Origin of the sequence: Vibrio sp. 661 (genome assembly GCF_033339315.1) — a bacterium.
Taxonomy (GTDB): domain Bacteria; phylum Pseudomonadota; class Gammaproteobacteria; order Enterobacterales; family Vibrionaceae; genus Vibrio; species Vibrio alginolyticus.
Window position 1 is genome coordinate 55,875 of record NZ_JAWOUJ010000005.1, and the last position, 17,521, is coordinate 73,395.

The 17,521-nt window shown below is 45.2% G+C and carries 15 protein-coding genes; 4 read left to right on the plus strand and 11 right to left on the minus strand.

Going from position 1 to position 17,521, the window contains the following annotated elements; genetic code table 11:
• Nucleotides 1–5 precede the first annotated feature (5 nt).
• Nucleotides 6–1,025 carry a DUF2955 domain-containing protein gene (locus tag R7P69_RS11940; protein WP_238952029.1) on the plus strand — a complete coding sequence of 340 codons (1,020 nt, stop codon included), beginning with the start codon at nucleotides 6–8 and terminating at the stop codon, nucleotides 1,023–1,025.
• 1,197 nt (nucleotides 1,026–2,222) lie between these two features.
• Here R7P69_RS11940 and R7P69_RS11945 read toward each other — a convergent pair.
• Entirely contained in the window at nucleotides 2,223–3,251 is a 1,029-nt protein-coding gene (locus tag R7P69_RS11945; protein WP_025767249.1) for a methionine synthase, read from the minus strand.
• A 30-nt stretch (nucleotides 3,252–3,281) separates the two neighbouring features.
• Entirely contained in the window at nucleotides 3,282–4,256 is a 975-nt protein-coding gene (locus tag R7P69_RS11950; protein WP_005376733.1) for a DUF1852 domain-containing protein, read from the minus strand.
• 1,099 nt (nucleotides 4,257–5,355) lie between these two features.
• Between R7P69_RS11950 and R7P69_RS11955 the strand changes: the two genes are divergently transcribed.
• Together R7P69_RS11955 and R7P69_RS11960 are read left to right on the plus strand one after the other, a co-directional pair.
• Nucleotides 5,356–6,273, plus strand: coding sequence for a leukocidin family pore-forming toxin (locus R7P69_RS11955; protein WP_005376731.1), 918 nt, complete (start codon nucleotides 5,356–5,358; stop codon nucleotides 6,271–6,273).
• Nucleotides 6,274–6,348: 75 nt separating this feature from the next.
• Nucleotides 6,349–7,032 (plus strand): topoisomerase I, encoded by a 684-nt coding sequence (locus R7P69_RS11960; RefSeq protein ID WP_206970724.1) that lies wholly within the window; start codon nucleotides 6,349–6,351, stop codon nucleotides 7,030–7,032.
• A gap of 65 nt (nucleotides 7,033–7,097) precedes the next feature.
• Here the strand turns inward: R7P69_RS11960 and R7P69_RS11965 are convergent, their stop codons facing one another.
• From R7P69_RS11965 to R7P69_RS11995, 7 genes are all read right to left on the minus strand, one after another.
• Nucleotides 7,098–7,802, minus strand: a complete 705-nt coding sequence (locus R7P69_RS11965; protein WP_206970725.1) for an ABC transporter ATP-binding protein — start codon at nucleotides 7,800–7,802, stop codon at nucleotides 7,098–7,100.
• 22 nt (nucleotides 7,803–7,824) lie between these two features.
• Nucleotides 7,825–9,108 (minus strand): ABC transporter permease, encoded by a 1,284-nt coding sequence (locus R7P69_RS11970; RefSeq protein ID WP_025787555.1) that lies wholly within the window; start codon nucleotides 9,106–9,108, stop codon nucleotides 7,825–7,827.
• Between the two features lie 2 nt (nucleotides 9,109–9,110).
• Complete coding sequence (locus tag R7P69_RS11975; protein ID WP_225477554.1) at nucleotides 9,111–10,325, minus strand: ABC transporter permease; 1,215 nt, start codon at nucleotides 10,323–10,325, stop codon at nucleotides 9,111–9,113.
• Entirely contained in the window at nucleotides 10,322–11,593 is a 1,272-nt protein-coding gene (locus R7P69_RS11980) for a TolC family protein (protein WP_206970727.1), read from the minus strand. Before R7P69_RS11980 ends, R7P69_RS11975 begins: the two co-directional genes overlap by 4 nt.
• A complete protein-coding gene (locus R7P69_RS11985; protein WP_005376722.1) occupies nucleotides 11,586–12,719 on the minus strand; it encodes an efflux RND transporter periplasmic adaptor subunit in 1,134 nt (377 codons plus the stop codon). The genes R7P69_RS11980 and R7P69_RS11985 overlap by 8 nt, the downstream gene beginning before the upstream one ends.
• Before the next feature lie 227 nt (nucleotides 12,720–12,946).
• Nucleotides 12,947–13,381: a hypothetical protein gene (locus R7P69_RS11990; RefSeq protein WP_017633884.1), complete on the minus strand. Its 435-nt coding sequence runs from the start codon at nucleotides 13,379–13,381 to the stop codon at nucleotides 12,947–12,949.
• Nucleotides 13,382–13,383: 2 nt separating this feature from the next.
• Complete coding sequence (locus R7P69_RS11995; protein WP_017821644.1) at nucleotides 13,384–14,196, minus strand: TIGR02594 family protein; 813 nt, start codon at nucleotides 14,194–14,196, stop codon at nucleotides 13,384–13,386.
• A gap of 515 nt (nucleotides 14,197–14,711) precedes the next feature.
• Here R7P69_RS11995 and R7P69_RS12000 point away from each other — a divergent pair.
• Entirely contained in the window at nucleotides 14,712–14,843 is a 132-nt protein-coding gene (locus R7P69_RS12000) for a hypothetical protein (protein WP_258480658.1), read from the plus strand.
• A 49-nt stretch (nucleotides 14,844–14,892) separates the two neighbouring features.
• Here the strand turns inward: R7P69_RS12000 and R7P69_RS12005 are convergent, their stop codons facing one another.
• Entirely contained in the window at nucleotides 14,893–15,408 is a 516-nt protein-coding gene (locus tag R7P69_RS12005) for a protein disulfide oxidoreductase (protein WP_033905715.1), read from the minus strand.
• Nucleotides 15,405–17,516 carry a protein-disulfide reductase DsbD family protein gene (locus tag R7P69_RS12010; RefSeq protein ID WP_238952030.1) on the minus strand — a complete coding sequence of 704 codons (2,112 nt, stop codon included), beginning with the start codon at nucleotides 17,514–17,516 and terminating at the stop codon, nucleotides 15,405–15,407. The genes R7P69_RS12005 and R7P69_RS12010 overlap by 4 nt, the downstream gene beginning before the upstream one ends.
• Nucleotides 17,517–17,521 lie beyond the last annotated feature (5 nt).

Consider the following 17,521-nt stretch of genomic DNA (forward strand, 5'->3'; position numbering starts at 1 on the left):
CGACAATGAAAACCTTACGAATTTGGTTCGGCTGCTCTTTAGGGCTCGCGCTAAGCATGATCTTCGGTTGGTCTTACGGATTTTTTGCCATCATGATGCCGCTGTTTATATTGGGCAGAATGGACAACTTTAATCTTTCGGCTTTATTGATCGTGTTTTTCTCTGCGGTGTGGACAACCATACAAGCCACATTTTTGCTGGAATACTTGCAGTTTCATCCAACATTAATGACCTTTGCCGTCGGAATCATGATGCTGTTCAAGTGCATTGCAATGATGAACCAGAAAACCTATTTGTTTGGTTACATGGGGCTGTTGGTGGGTTCAATTGTGTTGAATTTTGCCAGCTATAACTTCATGGATATTGAAGAGTTCAACGTCAACATGTGGGTGATGGCGTTCAGCAATATTTTTGTTTGCGCATTCGCGTATTGGTTGTTCCCGGAGCCAAAATCCCCCGCCGAGCACATTGAGATGTCGACCCCAGTAAAAAGCGATATTGACTACATCAGCCAAGTTGCTATGGGTTGGGTAGTGGCGATGGCGGCATTTATCGTATTCCAAGTAGCGGACTTATATGACTCGCTGTCCGCACAAGCTTCCATTTTGATCATCCTAACCCCAATGACTTTAGCGGGCTCGCTCGCCATGGCAAAAATTCGCATCATCGGCACCGCACTAGGCTGCATCGCAGGGATGGCTGTTCAGCTCATATTGGGCAGTTGGTATGGGCATGGGCTACTCTTTTGGCTCGCCTTTACCATTGCGATGGGGCCATTCTGCTTGTGGCTCACCAAGGGGCAAATTAAAGCGGCTATCGCGTTTTCTGCCATGTCTGCCCTATCGGTTCCGCTGACGACCTCATTGGTGCCAGAACAAAAAGACGCGTTCTTTTCGATCTTGTACCGTTTCAGCTCGATTTTCGTTGCTGTTCTGCTCACCGCGATGGTGATGTGGGTGGTGCATCACTGGATTCGTGTGATATTGCTAAAGCATCCTGAGATGAAGAACGTGGAGTTGAATTAAGCCTTGGCAGAGGCTGGAAACGGGAAATGTATGTCGCTCACTTTACTGTGAGCGGCATTTTTATTTAAAACGGTCACCCTAAACATCGAGGAACGAGCGTGGTTCAGGATCGACTCACCGAGTGCTGTGAAGTTCTAAGGTTATCGTCATTTCCTAGCGAGCTGTAACCCGATTCCTAGTCTCACTTAAACTCGCTGGAATGACCCTATCTTGGAGCTGCTCACATATCGGTTTTGTGGCGAGCGATGTATCTTCCAACATCCATCATCCTGAACAGCGAGGGACGAGCGTGATTCAGGAGCTACCCACCGAGTGCTTTGAAGTTCTAAGGTTATCGCCATTTTCCAGTGAGTTGTTAGTAGATTCCTAGTCTCGTCTAAACTCGCTGGAATGACCCTATCTTGAAACTGCTCTAATACCTAGGGTTGTGGCGAGCAATATATCTTCCAACATCCGTCATCCTGAACAGCGAGGGACGAAGTGATTCAGAATCTACTAATCACGTGCTTTGAAGTGCGAAAGTTATCGTCATTTACCAGCGAGCTGTTATCAGATTCCTAGTCTCGTTTAAACTCGCTGGAATGACGCTATCTTGAAACTGCTCTAATAACTAGGGTTGTGGCGAGCAATATATCTTCCAACATCCGTCATCCTGAACAACGAGGGACGAGGTGATTCAGGAGCTACCCACCGAGTGCTTTGAAGTGCGAAAGTTATCGTCATTTCCTAGCGAGCTGTAATCAGATTCCTAGTCTCGTCTAGACTCGCTGGAATGACCCTATCTTGGAGCTGCTCAAATATCGGTTTTGTGGCGAGCGATGTATCTTCCAACATCCATCATCCTGAACAGCGAGGGACGAGGTGATTCAGGAGCTACCCACCGAGTGCTTTGAGGTTCGTAGACTATCGCTATTTCCCAGCGAGTTGTAATCAGATTCCTAGTCTCGTCTAGACTCGCTGGAATGACCCTCTCTTGGAGCAGAACCAATACCTAGGGTTGTGGCGAGCAATGTATCTTCCAACATCCGTCACCCTGAACAACGAGGGACGAGGTGATTCAGGAGCTACCCACCGAGTGCTTTGAAGTGCGAAAGTTATCGTCATTTCCTAGCGAGCTGTAATCAGATTCCTAGTCTCATTTAAACTCGCTAGAATGACCCTAATTTTAGTTCATGGTGCGGAGCCTAAGTATTAACATCAACCCACCAACTCTTTACGAATGATCTCCGCACCCGCACTTAACGCATTGAGCTTAGCGGTCGATACTTCACGAGACAAAGGTGCCATACCGCAGTTGGTACATGGGTAAAGCTTGTCGGCATCAACGTACTTCAACGCCTCTCGCAATGTGTTCGCTACTTCTTCTGGCGTTTCAATTTCGTTGGTAGCAACGTCAATCGCACCAACCATCACCTTCTTACCGCGAATCAACTCAAGCAACTCAATAGGCACTCGCGAGTTATGACACTCAAGCGAGATAATATCAATATTAGACTTCTGCAGCTTCGGGAATACTTCTTCGTATTGTCGCCATTCAGTGCCTAGCGTTTGCTTCCAATCCGTGTTCGCTTTGATGCCGTAGCCATAGCAGATGTGCACTGCAGTTTCACATTTCAGCCCTTCAATCGCACGCTCTAAACATGCAATGCCCCACTCGTTCACATCATCGAAGAACACATTGAACGCAGGTTCATCGAATTGAATGATATCGACACCTGCCGCTTCAAGCTCTTTCGCTTCTTGGTTGAGGATCTTTGCAAATTCCCAAGCCAGCTTTTCACGGCTACCGTAATGATCATCATAAAGTGTGTCGATCATCGTCATAGGGCCTGGCAGCGCCCACTTGATAGGTTGCTTAGTTTGCTGACGCAAGAACTTGGCATCTTCAACAAACACGGGCTTTGTGCGGCTTACTGGGCCAACCACAGTCGGAACACTTGCTTCATAACGGTTGCGAATGGTCACCGTTTTGCGGTTTTCAAAATCTACGCCGCTTAAATGCTCAATAAAGGTCGTCACAAAATGTTGCCGAGTTTGCTCGCCATCACTGACGATATCAACGCCTGCCAGTTCTTGTTCTTGCAAAGCGACACGTAGCGCATCGCGTTTGCCATCAATCAGTTCTTCACCTTGCAGTTTCCACGGTGACCAAAGTTTTTCTGGTTCGGCCAACCAAGAAGGTTTCGGTAAGCTGCCAGCCGTTGAAGTCGGTAATAGTGTTTTCATCGTCATTCCTTTCTAGATTCTCGTTATCGATTACGCGCAGCTTGCAGACCATTGTTCAAGCACAGATTGATAAGGTTTGATGAAATGCTCCTCGGCAAATTTCCCTTGTTCAATCGCCAGTTGGCTGCGCTCTTCTCGGTCGTAAACGATTTGAGTTAGCGAGTGGTCTAGGTTTTTTAAGTTTGGCTGGTAGCAATTACCGGCAACCGCGTTGGCATTGTAAATCTCAGGTCGGTAAATCTTCTGGAATGTCTCCATCGTGCTAATCGTACTGATAAGCTCTAGGTTTGAATAATCGTTCAACAAGTCACCGAAGAAGTAGAATGCCAATGGTGCAACACTGTTTGGCGGCATAAAGTAGCGCACCTGTAAGCCCATCTTTTTGAAGTACTGCTCCGTCAACGAAGATTCGTTCGGCTGATATTCAAAGCCCAAAACAGGATGTTGGTTTTCGGTGCGTCGATATACCTTGTTGTCCGATACGCTCAGACAAATCACTGGCAGCTTTTTGAAATGCTGTTTGTAAGACTCAGAATTAACGAAAGCTTTGAACAGTTTGCCATGCAAATCACCGAAGTTCGCTGGGATACTGAACTGTGGCTGGTTTTTGTTGTGGTCCAACAGCAAAACGCTAAAGTCGTAATCACGCACGTATGAAGAGAAGTTGTTGCCCACAATGCCTTCGATACGCTCGTTAGTGTTGTGGTCAACAATGTTAGTTTTGAGCACTTCAATCGATGGGAATGCTTCTCCACTACCTTGGATATCCATATCAACAGAGATGATTTCAAGTTCAACTGAGTAGCGGTCACCTTGCGCGTTATCCCAATATGCCAACGCATTAAAACGATTATCGATCATTCGGAGCGCATTGCGCAGATTCTCTCGGCGGTAGTTTCCGCGAGCCAGATTAGCAAAGTTGGTAGTGATTCGCGTGTTGTCTGATGGTTGGTAATTCTCATCAAAGCGAATGCTTTTGATAGCAAATGTGAAATCGTTATTCATCGTGAGTTGGTATCCTATTTCCTTAGATAAAGCAGACTTTTCCTAACTCTGTGCATGGGGACATTTTTTGTTTTTTGGTTTTCCCAATCGTTAGGTTGCACAGCACTTACGACGAACGGTTCGTACAAAAAACGACCGTCGCAGTGCCTAACACCAGAGCAGTCCTTTTTTTATACTTGCTTCACGAGTTGAGTAATATTGGTATTGTTTCACATTGAACATGAAGGAAATTCATAGTGGCAGTTCCAACCCTGAGAGAGCTATCGTAGATACTGTTTTTCATTGACACCAATACACGTAACTTGGCGAGCATATTGCCAATATGTGTAATTAAGAAACGGATAAGAGATTAGCAGTACGTAAACCAGTTTAAGCCGAGAAAACGCATTGTATAAACAAGACGCCAACTAGAATATAGGACAGCGTAACTTAAATAGCACGTTTCACATCCCATCGTTTATTCAAGCATTCGTTTAATTAGAAGTACGTTACATTTTATATTCTCGAAACATGATTATTTAATTATCTTATTTATTTCTTTTTCTATCTTTATCATCTTAAACGTAAAGTTTAATTTCCTGCTGTAAAAGCACATATAACTTCATACACGAACATGACAACTTCATTGACGGACTTTATCACTCAACTATTACATTAAGCTCTAAAAAAATAATAACAAAAAACATAAACCACTGTTTTAATTTGAATTGAACTCATAAACCCGAGATAACCACATAACGATACTTTACTTAGTTTGGTATAACAAAAACCCTAAAAATAACATGGCTAACATTTATAAAATTCACTTTTATCAATAAAAAAGCTCAATATAACATTAGAAAGTTAAAATTAAGCAATAACTTAAAAAGGCAAGACTTAATAACCAAATTCTTATTTATTATAGTTGAGAGGTAAATTTAAAAACTATGAGACATTAATCCCACGAATCTATCCTTTTTCTTTTTTTAATAAAAAACAAGATGCACTATTTCACCGCTCATTTATTGAGCTTGAATTTATAACCTGTCCATAATTATAAAGTGCCCATCAAGATAGTTTAAAACAAAAGTCTTTATGGGCTGACTAATAGGAAACAATAATGGAAAAACAGCATCTTTCCGCGAGTATTATCGCACTCGCTTTACTTGGTTCTTTAGCACCAGCACATGCTGAAGATACATTGAAATCTTACACTTCGACGTTGCTTCAGCTTGATGATGGTGATGCACGCTCGAAAAAAATCCGCTTAATTTATTCTTTAGAAAATGTCTGGAACCAATCTTTGCTACCAAATGGCGCTAAAGAAGCCAAGTTGATCCTAAATGGCGGTTCTGGCTTCGACATGACTAATGTTCCAAACAAAGAACAAATCTATGGTTTTGCCACTGGGGGAGATTACCGTTACACCGTTCCAACGGCTTTTAAGCTGGCACTGAGCTATTTAAATGGCGCCCCTTTACGCCACATGAGCCATGCTCCCGAAAACACCATTGCAACGGCATCTGTCAGTGAGTCTCTAGATTTTAACCTTGGATTTAGTGCTTCTACTTCTCCAAATATTAGTGGGGGAATCTCCTGGAGCAACCGTGTAACGTACGACCAGCCAGAGTTTCAAACGGTTGCCGATTTTAACCAAGCTAACGAAAGCATTAATTGGTTAATTGAAAACAAGACTATCCGCCATAATACGCCAGCTAAAGACTGGTTATTGTATCGTTGGACCAGTTGTGACATGGGTAATTTGATTGATTACAATGAGTTACCTGTCGTTATGCGTTCAGATTTTAAACCACAAGTCGGCGTCGTATATAGAAAAAATGACATTCAAGATGGCCTAGATACATCAGAGGTCAAGCTGGTTGCTGGTTGGCGAAAAACCAATTACTACTTTGGTCGCGACTGGTGTAGCTGGTATACCACACCAGAAAATACCTGGAAGAAAAATCGTGATAGCAGTCAATGGACAGAGACTAGCCGAGCCGTAACTATCTCTTGGAATGACGATCTCTACCACTAACTTATTAGCCTGCGGCCACGGAATAAATAAGTGGCCGCCGTATTTACTAATGAAATAAACGGTAAGACATGACACATGACAAGTAACAAAAAACTCTTGACTGGATCGGCGCTAGCACTTGGTGCAGTACTCGCCATATTTCTGATTAATTCAAATAACAAGAATGCCCAGACCGAACCTGTTGCAAGCCTTGACGAGCAAATCAAGACAGAAGACGCTGCGACAATAAGTGTAACGCCTCCTGAGAGCAATGCTGCTCAAAAGGTGGTTACCACTCCAACACCACAAAGTGGCAATGATGATACTTCCGACGTCATTCCAGCTACACCTTGGATATCTGCCCCATTAAATGAACTGAGCAATGAACTGTACGATTTTATTGAAGCTGAACAGGTAAGTTACATCAGTACGACCGACTATCCATTCGACGAGCAAAAGCAAAAACAATTGCGAACATTAGCTAGGCAAGGGGTTCCTATCTTGTTTGACAATACGGAGTCATCCTATTTGGATAGCTACGGTGTCAGCGAAACCAAAGTCGTATCAGAGTATTTTGGTACGGCGTCTGAAGGTGATGTCATCATCGCTACCGGAGTACAGAATGCAGATGGCAGCATTCATTATCTAGTTTTGCCTTTGAAGAGCAAAGATCTCAACGATAACAGTAAATTGATTGAGGACACTAAGCTCGCAATCACTCTACTTAAAGAACAAAAGCATGACTTGATAAAAGAGAGACAAAACGAACATCGCGAATAAAAGTAAAGGGAGATAGCCTCTGTATCGCTATTTCCCTTAAAACTCAGTTCTCAATTAAGAAAAGCTCATCTCTCCCTACTTACCGGCGCTCTATCCGAAATCACCTTGCCATCTTTGATCGTGATGATGCGTTTGGTGCGTTCTGCGAGGGCGTTATCGTGCGTCACGATGATCAATGTTCTGCCTTCAGCGTGAAGTTGATTGAACAAGGCTTCAATCTCTGCGCCGGATTTTGAGTCCAATGCACCCGTTGGTTCATCCGCTAAGATGATTTGCGGATCGTTGACCAAGGCTCTGGCGATAGCAACTCTCTGCTTTTGACCACCAGAAAGCTGGTTTGGTTTATGGTCTAAACGATCCCCTAGCCCGACTTGCTCTAGCAATTTAGCTGCGCGCTGGCGACGTTCTTTGGCTTTGATGCCAGAGTAAACCAACGGCAGTGCCACGTTATCAAGCGCCGTCGCGTATTCCAATAAGTTAAAGCTTTGGAAGACAAACCCGATCTTTTGGTTACGAATGCCAGCCAACTCATTCGCACTTAAACTTGCTACGTTTTGGCCGCCAAGTTGGTACTCGCCATAGGTGGGCTTATCTAAACAGCCGAGCATGTTCATTAGCGTTGATTTACCCGAGCCAGACGGGCCAAGAATCGAAAGAAACTCACCTTGATTGATGGTTAAGTCTACGCCGTCGAGCGCACGTACTTCCGCCTCTCCGCTTGAGTAGTATTTGCAGATGTTGGTTAGCTCAACAAGCGGCTGGTTCGACATGTTCTCTCCAGAGTTATTGTTGTTATTCACTTTGTAGCGCCTCCAATGGGCTGACTTTTGCGGCTCGGTTTGCAGGTAACCATGCAGATGCCACACCAATTATCACTAAGGTGAGGATGACAATCGCGACAACGACCCACGACAACTCAGGGACAGGTTTACCCAGTTGCTCATAAAAGGCATTGCCCTCTAAAGGAATGGAACTGATGGCAGACACCAGCGCGTACGTCACGCCTAAGCCAAGCGCGCCCCCCATCATCATTGTCAATAAAGACTGCACTAAATAGTGCATGCGAATGGCCGTTGGGGTTGCACCGACCGCCATGCGCACGCCGATATCACGCGTAGATCGCTTTACGGTGGCATACATCACATTGGCGATGCCAACGCCAGCAACAGCTAACGTCACGAAGCCGATAATGCCAAGAAAACTCTGCAAACCTATCAGAAACTGCTGCATACTCTTTTGTTTAAGGAACATATCATCGACTTGGACGACCTGTTCATCACTGACACTTGCCCCGTGCTTACGGGCAATCACTTGCCTGATCGTCTTTGCTAAGGCTTCTCGGTCTACATCTGCTTGTGGTTGCACATTGATGCCACCAATTTCACCGTTGACATGAAATCGCTTCCACGTCGCTAACGGCACAAAGCTGGAATAGTTGATAAGATCCCCCAGTTCTATTTGGGCGCTGTTTTTCTCCAATACGCCCACAACGGTGAACTGCTCATTGCCGATTTTTACCTTTTGCCCCACAGGGTTGACTTGCAATGTGACTGTCGCAAACCAACTAAAGTCCTCATTCGGGTTGAATAAGTCGGCTGCCAGTTCATAACCCAGTACAACGACTTTGCGCGTCTCTTTTTGATCGAGTGGATTTAACCATCGTCCCCCCGCCATCGGCACCAAATTGGTCATGGATTGAAACTCGCTCGTGACTGCTAACGGCTCTTGCCACGAGCTTCTGTCACCAACGGTGATGCGCTCTTTCCACTTCGCCGTTGGCGCAACGCTTTTTACATCGGGTAACGCTCGAACAACCTCTGAATCGTCCATTTTTAGTGTCAGAAACTTACCTTGGTGAAAAGCACCGTGGTCGACGGTGGCCATCCCTCCGGTCAAATAAATCAAGTTGCCGTTACCATTTTGTGCGGTTTTCAATACGCCCTGACGAATACCCTCACCTACCGCCAACATAGCAGCGATACAAAGGGTCGCCCACGCTACTGCTAGAATGGTCAAACCCAGTCTCAGCTTTTCTGCGGCCATTTCTTGGAAAATTTGTCTCATCGGTAACAACATGGCTAAGCCCTCGCACTCAAAGCAATGACTGGCGTGAGACGTGATGCTCGCCTTGCTGGGAAATACGATGCCATCAATGCCAAGATAAGCGTCACAAGTAAAGACCAAGCAATGGAATCTGGCGTGATCACAGGCAAACCAATCCATTCCGGTAATCCCATGCTGCTTAGGACAGATACCACGGCATACGAAAACATCAGACCTAATGCCGTGCCCACAGCTACCAAAATAAGCCCCTCAAGAATAAACTGACTGAGTATGGATTTTTGAGTCGCCCCGATCGCCAAACGCACACCGATTTCACGCGTGCGCTCAGTGACGGATAAAAACATGATGTTGGCAACACCAAGCGCACCGACCGCCATGGTCATCGCACCGCTCGCTCCGAGAAAAATCTGAATGCCACGCAAAATTCCACTGATGACCGCCGCACCTTCACTAAAATCGGGTAATTCGACCGCATCTTTATCACTTGGGTCAAAATGAAGCTGCTTGGCGAAAAAGTTCACGATATTTTGTCGAAATGACGATGCATCCATCCCGTCTCTCGGCTTCATCAATACCATCCAAGGTTTCGCATCCCACAAATCGCGGTACGTTGTTTGAGGAATGAAAACCGTGCGGCTATCGCCGAATGAAATGCCAGTGTCCTCACCAACGGTTATCCCAATCACCAAAAACGGAATGCCGTTGACTTTGAGCCTATCCCCGATTTGGATTCCGCCCATTTGCGCAATTTGATCGCCTAACACTGCCACGCGAGTGTGGTTTTTCATATCACTTGGTGACAGGTTTCTCGAACCGGATTGCAGCTTGCGTTGCATTAAAGGAAAGTAAGACGTATCAATACCGCTGACCGTACTCGATAAGTTCTGTCCTTTGAGATTGGTGATATTCGCATCCCATTTGGCGTAAACGCTCGACGCCTGTTGCACGAAGCCCGACTGTTTGATCATGTCGACTTTTTCTTGTGGAATATCAATTTGTCGTCTTGAAGGTAACCCTTGCCACGGTTTACTGGTACTCGACGGAAACACCACTTGCACATTGTTGATCATAAATGAAAACGACTGGGTCTGATGGCGATAAAAGCCTTCGCCAAGTGCGATTAACACCACCACAGAGATCACGCCCCAAGCAATCGCGATAATGGCTAGCACGCTCTTCATGCGGTGCGCCATCAACGTTTGCCAAATTTGCTGCAACAGGCTGCTCATGAATGAAAAGCCCGAGAGATCAACACCATGGTATCGTCATCGAGTTTCCCTGCGGTTTGCAGTAAGCCGATTCTCTTACGCCAATAGCTGTACAAGTTGGTTTGCAGACTGTTTTTCGCCTCAAACAAGCTGTTGTGTGCACTGATAACTTCCGACACTTCAAGCAGGCCAGCGTCGTAAAGTTTCTCTTTGCTTTGCAACACTCTGGCGCGCGACTCAACTAGCTCGTTCGCTATTAAAACTTGATTCCAGTTGATATCGACCTGCGTAAACTGCTGAATAACTCGTTTCTGAATATCAATTTCCACTCTACGCATATCTTGCTTGGCGCCTAAAATGTTCAACGATGCTTCGTCCACTTTCGCTCGCACTGCACCATTTAGGTCAATCGGCAAACTCAAACTAATCCCAGCGTTAAACTCGCCGTTTGAACGATTGTCACCATCGCTGTAGCCCACACTGCCTTTGACGGTCGGGTAGTATCCACCTTTAGCTGAATCTTTCGCGAACTCGCTCGCTTTCACCATCTGCGCCGCCACCAACAGCTCTGGACTGCTGTCTTTCGCCAGCTTTAGCCATTGCTCCTGAGAGTCCACCAGCATCGGTGGCTGAATCAAAGAATCCGTTCGAATTTGGTCGACACTCTCGGGCATTTGATTGATTAACGCCGCAAGCTCTGCTTTTTTAACTTCGAGATCGGCTTTTGCATTGAGGATACTTGCTTGCTCAGAGACTTGATTCGCTCGCATCTCTTCAACATCAACCGACTTCACTTTGCCTGCTCGATAGCGTTTCTCGATGATGTTGAGAAGTTCTTTCCCCTCCTCCAGCTTGGACTGCGCCAATTTGAGGTCGCCCAGTGCGCTTGCCACATCTAGGTAAGCGGTGAGCAACTTTTGCGCAAGCTCGTTATGCGCTTGAGATAACTCTAACTGTACTTTGAGATAATTGGCATTCGCTTGATCCAGTTCCGACCACAAACTGCTATCCCAAATAGTTTGAGTTAAGGTAGCGCCGTAACTGTTGGAATGGCTTGAGGACTCATTCCAATCCGCTGACGCACTGGCACTTAAGCCCGGCAATAACGCACTGCGGTTACTCTGTACGCCAACCTCGCCAAGCTGGACGCCGATTTTCGCTTTTTCGTAATTTGGATCGTTCTGCTTTGCTTGTTGCCAAGCTTGTTCAATAGAAATTGCGTAGGTCGGCAAACTGAGCGTGGCAGCCAACAATGCAAAGGCGATTGTTGATCGTTGCAGCTTAACCATGCGCCGCTCCCATCATGCTGTTGTCGATAACCTCTTCATCAAGCTCCACGCCGTCAAGCACTTCGACATTGATGCCATCTGACAGACCGAGTTTCACAGGTTGTTTATGAAACCCTTGTTCTGAGCTGTCGGGGATCAGAACATTCGGTGCGTCACCATCAAATTGCAGAGCGCGCTCCGGTAGAGTGAGCACGTTTTCAGACTTCTTCAGAATGATTTGAGCCGTCGATGAAAAACCAGAACGAAGCAACACATCTTGTGGGATCTTGAGTTCTCCCACTTCAACCTCAAAACCGTTATCAAAACTTTTTGCCGAAGCATTGCCCTCTGGTGAGTTAAGGTTCTCAGATTGAATCGCCACTTTGGTTAGCACACCAGAAATCGCCACATCAGGATAAGGCGCAACCGTCAACATAACGGGCATTCCCGGAGACAACTGCGCAGCATCATGCTCACTGACGCTACCTTTAAAAATCAGACTGTTCATGTCGGCCAATGACATCATTTCAGTCGCGGCTTGGCTTGATTGAGTCGAGATGATCGGCTCTCCGACCTCTACTTTCTGGTTGAGTACTGTGCCATCAATTGGCGCGTAGATCGTCGACGTTAAACGCGCATCGCCGATAGACGCCTCACCACTGCGGATGAGTTCGAGATTCTGGCGCTTTTGCAATACGTCCGCTTGCGCAGATTTGACTGCCGAGCGCGCACTTACGTATTCGTCGTAGTTACTTGGAATAATGTCCTGCTTGACCAAGCTTTCTAAGTTGGACAGTTTTTGTTTGGCGGATTCCAGATCGGCTTCGCTACGCATGAGTTCTGCCGATGCATCCGTTAATGCTTGGGGTGTTGGGTTTGGACGCACTTTGATCAGCGGCTGGCCTTGCTTCACCTTTTCACCAACTTTCGCGTAAATTTCACCGACGATACCGTCGATTTGTGACTTGATAGACACAGAGTGTGCAGGGACAATTTTACCAACAGCCACCGCTTGTTTTTCAATCGTGCCTTTTTCCACAATCAATGTAGGCAGCAATTCTGGTTGAGCGGCAGATTGGAGATAGAAATACGTACCACCGCCGAGCAGCGCAATGCTCACAGCGGAGACAAGCCAACGTTTCGTCATTATTTATTCCAACAATTATTGGGTAGTCTAATGACTACTCCTAAAACACAAAGTTGAAGGAATAATATCCTGCTTTAATAGCGGTATGGTTGTCACAGTTGGTATGGTTTTGTCAGTCGCCTCTGACAATCAAAGACTAAAAAATCTCGACGAATCATTCAGCAAAGACGCTGTCTACGATGGCGACTAACATGCTCTGTAACCGCTCGTTTCAACCGCCACCCTTTTCATTCTGAACAATGTGCAAAATGGCGCTGTTCTGTATCCAAGTGAGCAGCTGTTTCTTGAGCGTTTAATATGTTCTCTTGATTAGCCCCAAACTCAGCCCCCGTTCCAGGCCAATAATATGTATCTTTATCACGACATAGTGTGAGAATGACAGGATCATTGTGTATATTGGGCTCATCTCCTAGCTCGCCATACATACTGAAAGTAATCTCAGACCCAACGTCTCCACGAAGTTTCTGAATCACTTCTGCTTGAACTTTAAAGAGAACATCTTCCTCGTGTTCAGCAAACTTTTCAAAACCTGTAATTTTCACCACTGCAGAATAGGGCGTTTGAAATATCGCATCTTTGAGTACCTCATTCTGAGAGTACACTCCCTGTGAAGCACAAGCTGATAAGCTCACACAGCCTAGCAAACTTATAAATTTCTTCATGTTTAACTTTCCGTTCCTGCTAAGGCAGAGCCTTTTGTATATACAGGTAAAGTACCTTTTGTTTCATCGTAGTTACTCGGTACTACGAACTTGTCCCAGACATCAATAGAGTACTTTGCTATATTGACTTGGTTGCTTTGGTTTCCTCCTAACATGTACAAATGCCTACCATCAGGGCTCTTTCCCACGACAAAAGCAACATGCCCACCACCTTTTCTCGATTTAATCCCTAGAGCTCCATGTATAGGTTCTGAGATGTTTTTACCAAAACCCTTCCACTCCTTTGCTCGATAAGCTTCTTTTACTGGAGTGATTCCGTGTTGTTTAAAAACCCAAGCGGCAAACGAACCACACCAAGCATTTTGACCTCCAGAGTCATCAGTGCCCCAGAACTTAGATGCTGTAAAATACTCTAAAATCCTTGGATTGGCCTTAGTGCCTGAAACTTCTTTTTGTCCAATTTCTCCCAACGCTGTTTTCATCCAAGGCACTTTGGTTACTAGTTTTTGAGCATCATGAGGATCATTTTTCACTGAACTATAGGATGGTAATCCATTGAGCTTACGATGAGTTCTACCATTTACATCGATCCGACCATCTGGCTTTACCATATAAAGTAGCTTACGCTGACACACTTTTATTGCCTCTACTGTTTTCGACAAATGAGGACTCCGCCCTAACGAGCCATCAACAACCAACAGTCGGGTAAAACCTATTCTCTTTTGGTTATCATTTAAAAATTGTTGAACTGCTTTAACATCATTTTTCGAATTAGTGCCATTTATACCAACAGAGCCACGGATTTTTAATCCCATTCTCGTTACCTTTATAACTAATCATATAATTAAGAAAGTACGCTTTAGCGTGACAACAATAAAGATAAAATGTTGTTTTATACGATTAGCCATACGAGGGGAATTAGGTGTTGAAAATATAGATTACAAATAAACTCAGCTCATATCACTAAAAACACCTATTTATCACCTTTTGGTCACACTTCAAAGCAGGACAGCCAAGATGTTTTAAACCATGCGTATTAATAGACGAAAAAATGTTTATAAATGAACACTTAAATTAACATAGTAAAACTATCAATTACTATTTTAAATTTAAATAACACTTCCTTTTTAAAGGCACTCTATAATTAAATTTATCAAACTTTAATTTTTATTAAATTGAGCTTTAATTTATTAATCTGACTATTTAACTAATTTCATTTCAGTTAATTGTACTTTTTGGCATGTTAGCGGGTGATGGCGGCGCCAATAACACCGACCCATTTTCAGAAGGAATAACGGACGATAACCAATGGATTGTGGAAGGACCACACATGATGATTATTACCCTAGACCAAGTGTTGCTCGACTATCTACCCATCGGTTCAAGTTATGATGGCCCATACGTGATGTGGAATGGTATGCCATACGCACACATTATTATTCCCGTTAGAGCAAGAAAATAAAAAGAAAAAATCCGATACTCAATATTTTGAATATCGGATTTTTATTACGTTATCGAGCTAACCAAATTCTCGCTAATATTCCTATCGGAGTAGTAACGCCAGTTGTGACGGAGGAAATTTCACCATTTCTTAAAACATAAATGGTTGGGGTCACGCTAATTTTCCATTCACGCATAATATCGCTTGAAGGATCGTTTATGTTTTCGAAACGATATTCTTTTGCCCTCATAAACTGCGCCACACGCTCATTCGGTCCCGACGATCCAGAAACGCCAACTACGGTGTAGTCATCACTCAGCCAACTCACGCTTGGGCTTACAAATTTACAAGCGGGACACCAAGTAGCCCAAAAATAAACAACGACAGGTTGTTCATAACTTTGCGCGATTGCATCGAAGTATTCACCATCGCTCAATACGGAGCTCAATGGTGGAGCCTCCTGTTTAGGAATATCTTTGGTGCGATACCAATCCATCGCGATAGAAATCGCGGTGACAATGAGCACCATCTGTACGATTTGAACGAGCCAATATCGGAATGTTCTACGCTGCTTTGTCGAACTCATTGAATGGTTCCCCCACTCGCTTGTTTCACCGCGCTTAAAACAACATCATCAGTCAGAATAACAGGTAACGGGATACCTTGTGGCGCCGCCGGGCCATAGACGATGTTAAACGGCACACCGTAACGCCCATGAGCTCGTAAAAAGTCCGTTACCGAGCCGTCCGGATGTGTCCAATCCCCTTTTAACGTCGCCACATTAGGGCTTTGCAGCAATGAGTAGACAGGATCTTGCCAGAACACGCCGATCTTGTTCGCTTTACACGTGACACACCAATCCGCAGTGACATCCACAAACACCACTCGCCCATTATTGACGTGCTGTTCTATCGCCGAGTTAGAAAGCTTCTGCCACGCTAAGTCCTCAGGAAGCGGTGTCGCCCATTGGTCGGCAGTGATACTACCAAGTAGCAGCCCGCCAGCAATTAAGATAAGCGATGCAGAGCCGGATAGCACGAGTGCTTTATCGCCATGAACGCGTTTAACGCGAATCATCAGAACAATAAACGCGACTAAACCGGCGAAAATGACCCAAAACACTGGGAGGTGATTGGCCATCAAAGACAGTAGCCAAACGCTGGTGGCCAACATCATCACACCAAATACGTTTTTGACCACGTTCATCCACTGACCCGGCTTCGGCAATTTAAGCGCAATACTTGGGAAAATTGCCACCATAATCCAAGGCAACGCCATCCCCAACGCTAAGGCGGTGAAAATAGCAAACAGCGTAACCACATCGGCACCCAAAGCAAACGCCACGGCCGTTCCTAGGAAAGGCGCAGAACACGGCGTAGCAAGCAAGGTTGCAAACATCCCTTGCACATAGTGTCCAGCTAACGAGTTGTCACCTTTCGAGGCCAGCCATGTATTGGTACCCGATGATAGACGGACTTCAAACAGCCCCAGCATATTGGCCCCAAACAAAGTGGTGACCAACACCATCAAACCTAAGAACCAGGGGCTTTGAAATTGCACGCCCCAACCAATGGCATTACCTGTTAGCTTGAGCACCAAAATAAAACCAGCGAGAATCCAGAACGACGTTAATATACCAAGTGACGAGGCAACAAACTGAGCGCGAATTTGACGACGCTCGATACCTTGAGCGGCAACAATACTACTTAGCTTCATCCCCAAAACCGGAAGAACGCAAGGCATAATGTTAAGAATTAAACCGCCGAGCAACGCGAATAGAAAAACACTCGTTAGAGACGTGCTCGGCAGCGGTTCAACTATTGCCTCAGCAGTTGCTTGAGTGGTTTCTTCTGCTAGTAAATTGGTGTCTTTGATGGTCACAAACAGCGACTGACCATCTAACTCCACATCGCCCAGCCAAGTATCAACGATATAGCTCGCGGTGACGATGTTTCCTTCTGGATGCATTCCTTCAAGCTTGAAGCTATAGTCTCGCGTTGCTTCATCGACACCATCCACCAGCACTTGTGGTTGTTGCCAACCCTGACTGTTCTGTAGCTTGATTTGTAGTTTCGATTGGTTCGCATCCCAACTCGCCTGAGTAACATCAATAAACGGCGATGGCTGCGGCACGTTACTCACTGCTTGAGCGTAACTGAACATCACGTCTTCATCGACTTTTAGATCAGAAGGCAAGAACGTCAATTGAATTTGATAGTCGGTCAGCACACAAATCGTCGTACAAGAAGAAAGTGTCAGTACCGCATCAATCGTGACAGGTTTGGACATATCTTCGACGTGCAGCGTCATGGGGAACAAAGTGTCGCCTTTATACCCAAGAGTCTCGATACCTAATAGTTCGAATTTTTGTGGGTGCGGCCATTGCCAATCCACTTTGGATAAATTTTGTGAATTTTGCCAATCAATAGATGGTGCTACGCCGCCCTCACCAGGTGAACGCCAGTAAGTTTTCCAGTCCCCAGCCAACTTGACGTCCAGATAACCAGTAATTGTTTTGGCTTGCGGATCTTGTTGACCAGTGAGCACAAAGCGCGTTTGCACTGGAGGATGTTGTGGGTTGGTTAGCCAACCTGTATCAGTAGTTTGAGCTGAAATACTCAGAGAGAGCAAACTCAAAGCAAGCGTCATAAAAAACATGGACGCAAACTGAGTCAGTTTAGTAATTTGATTCATAGTGA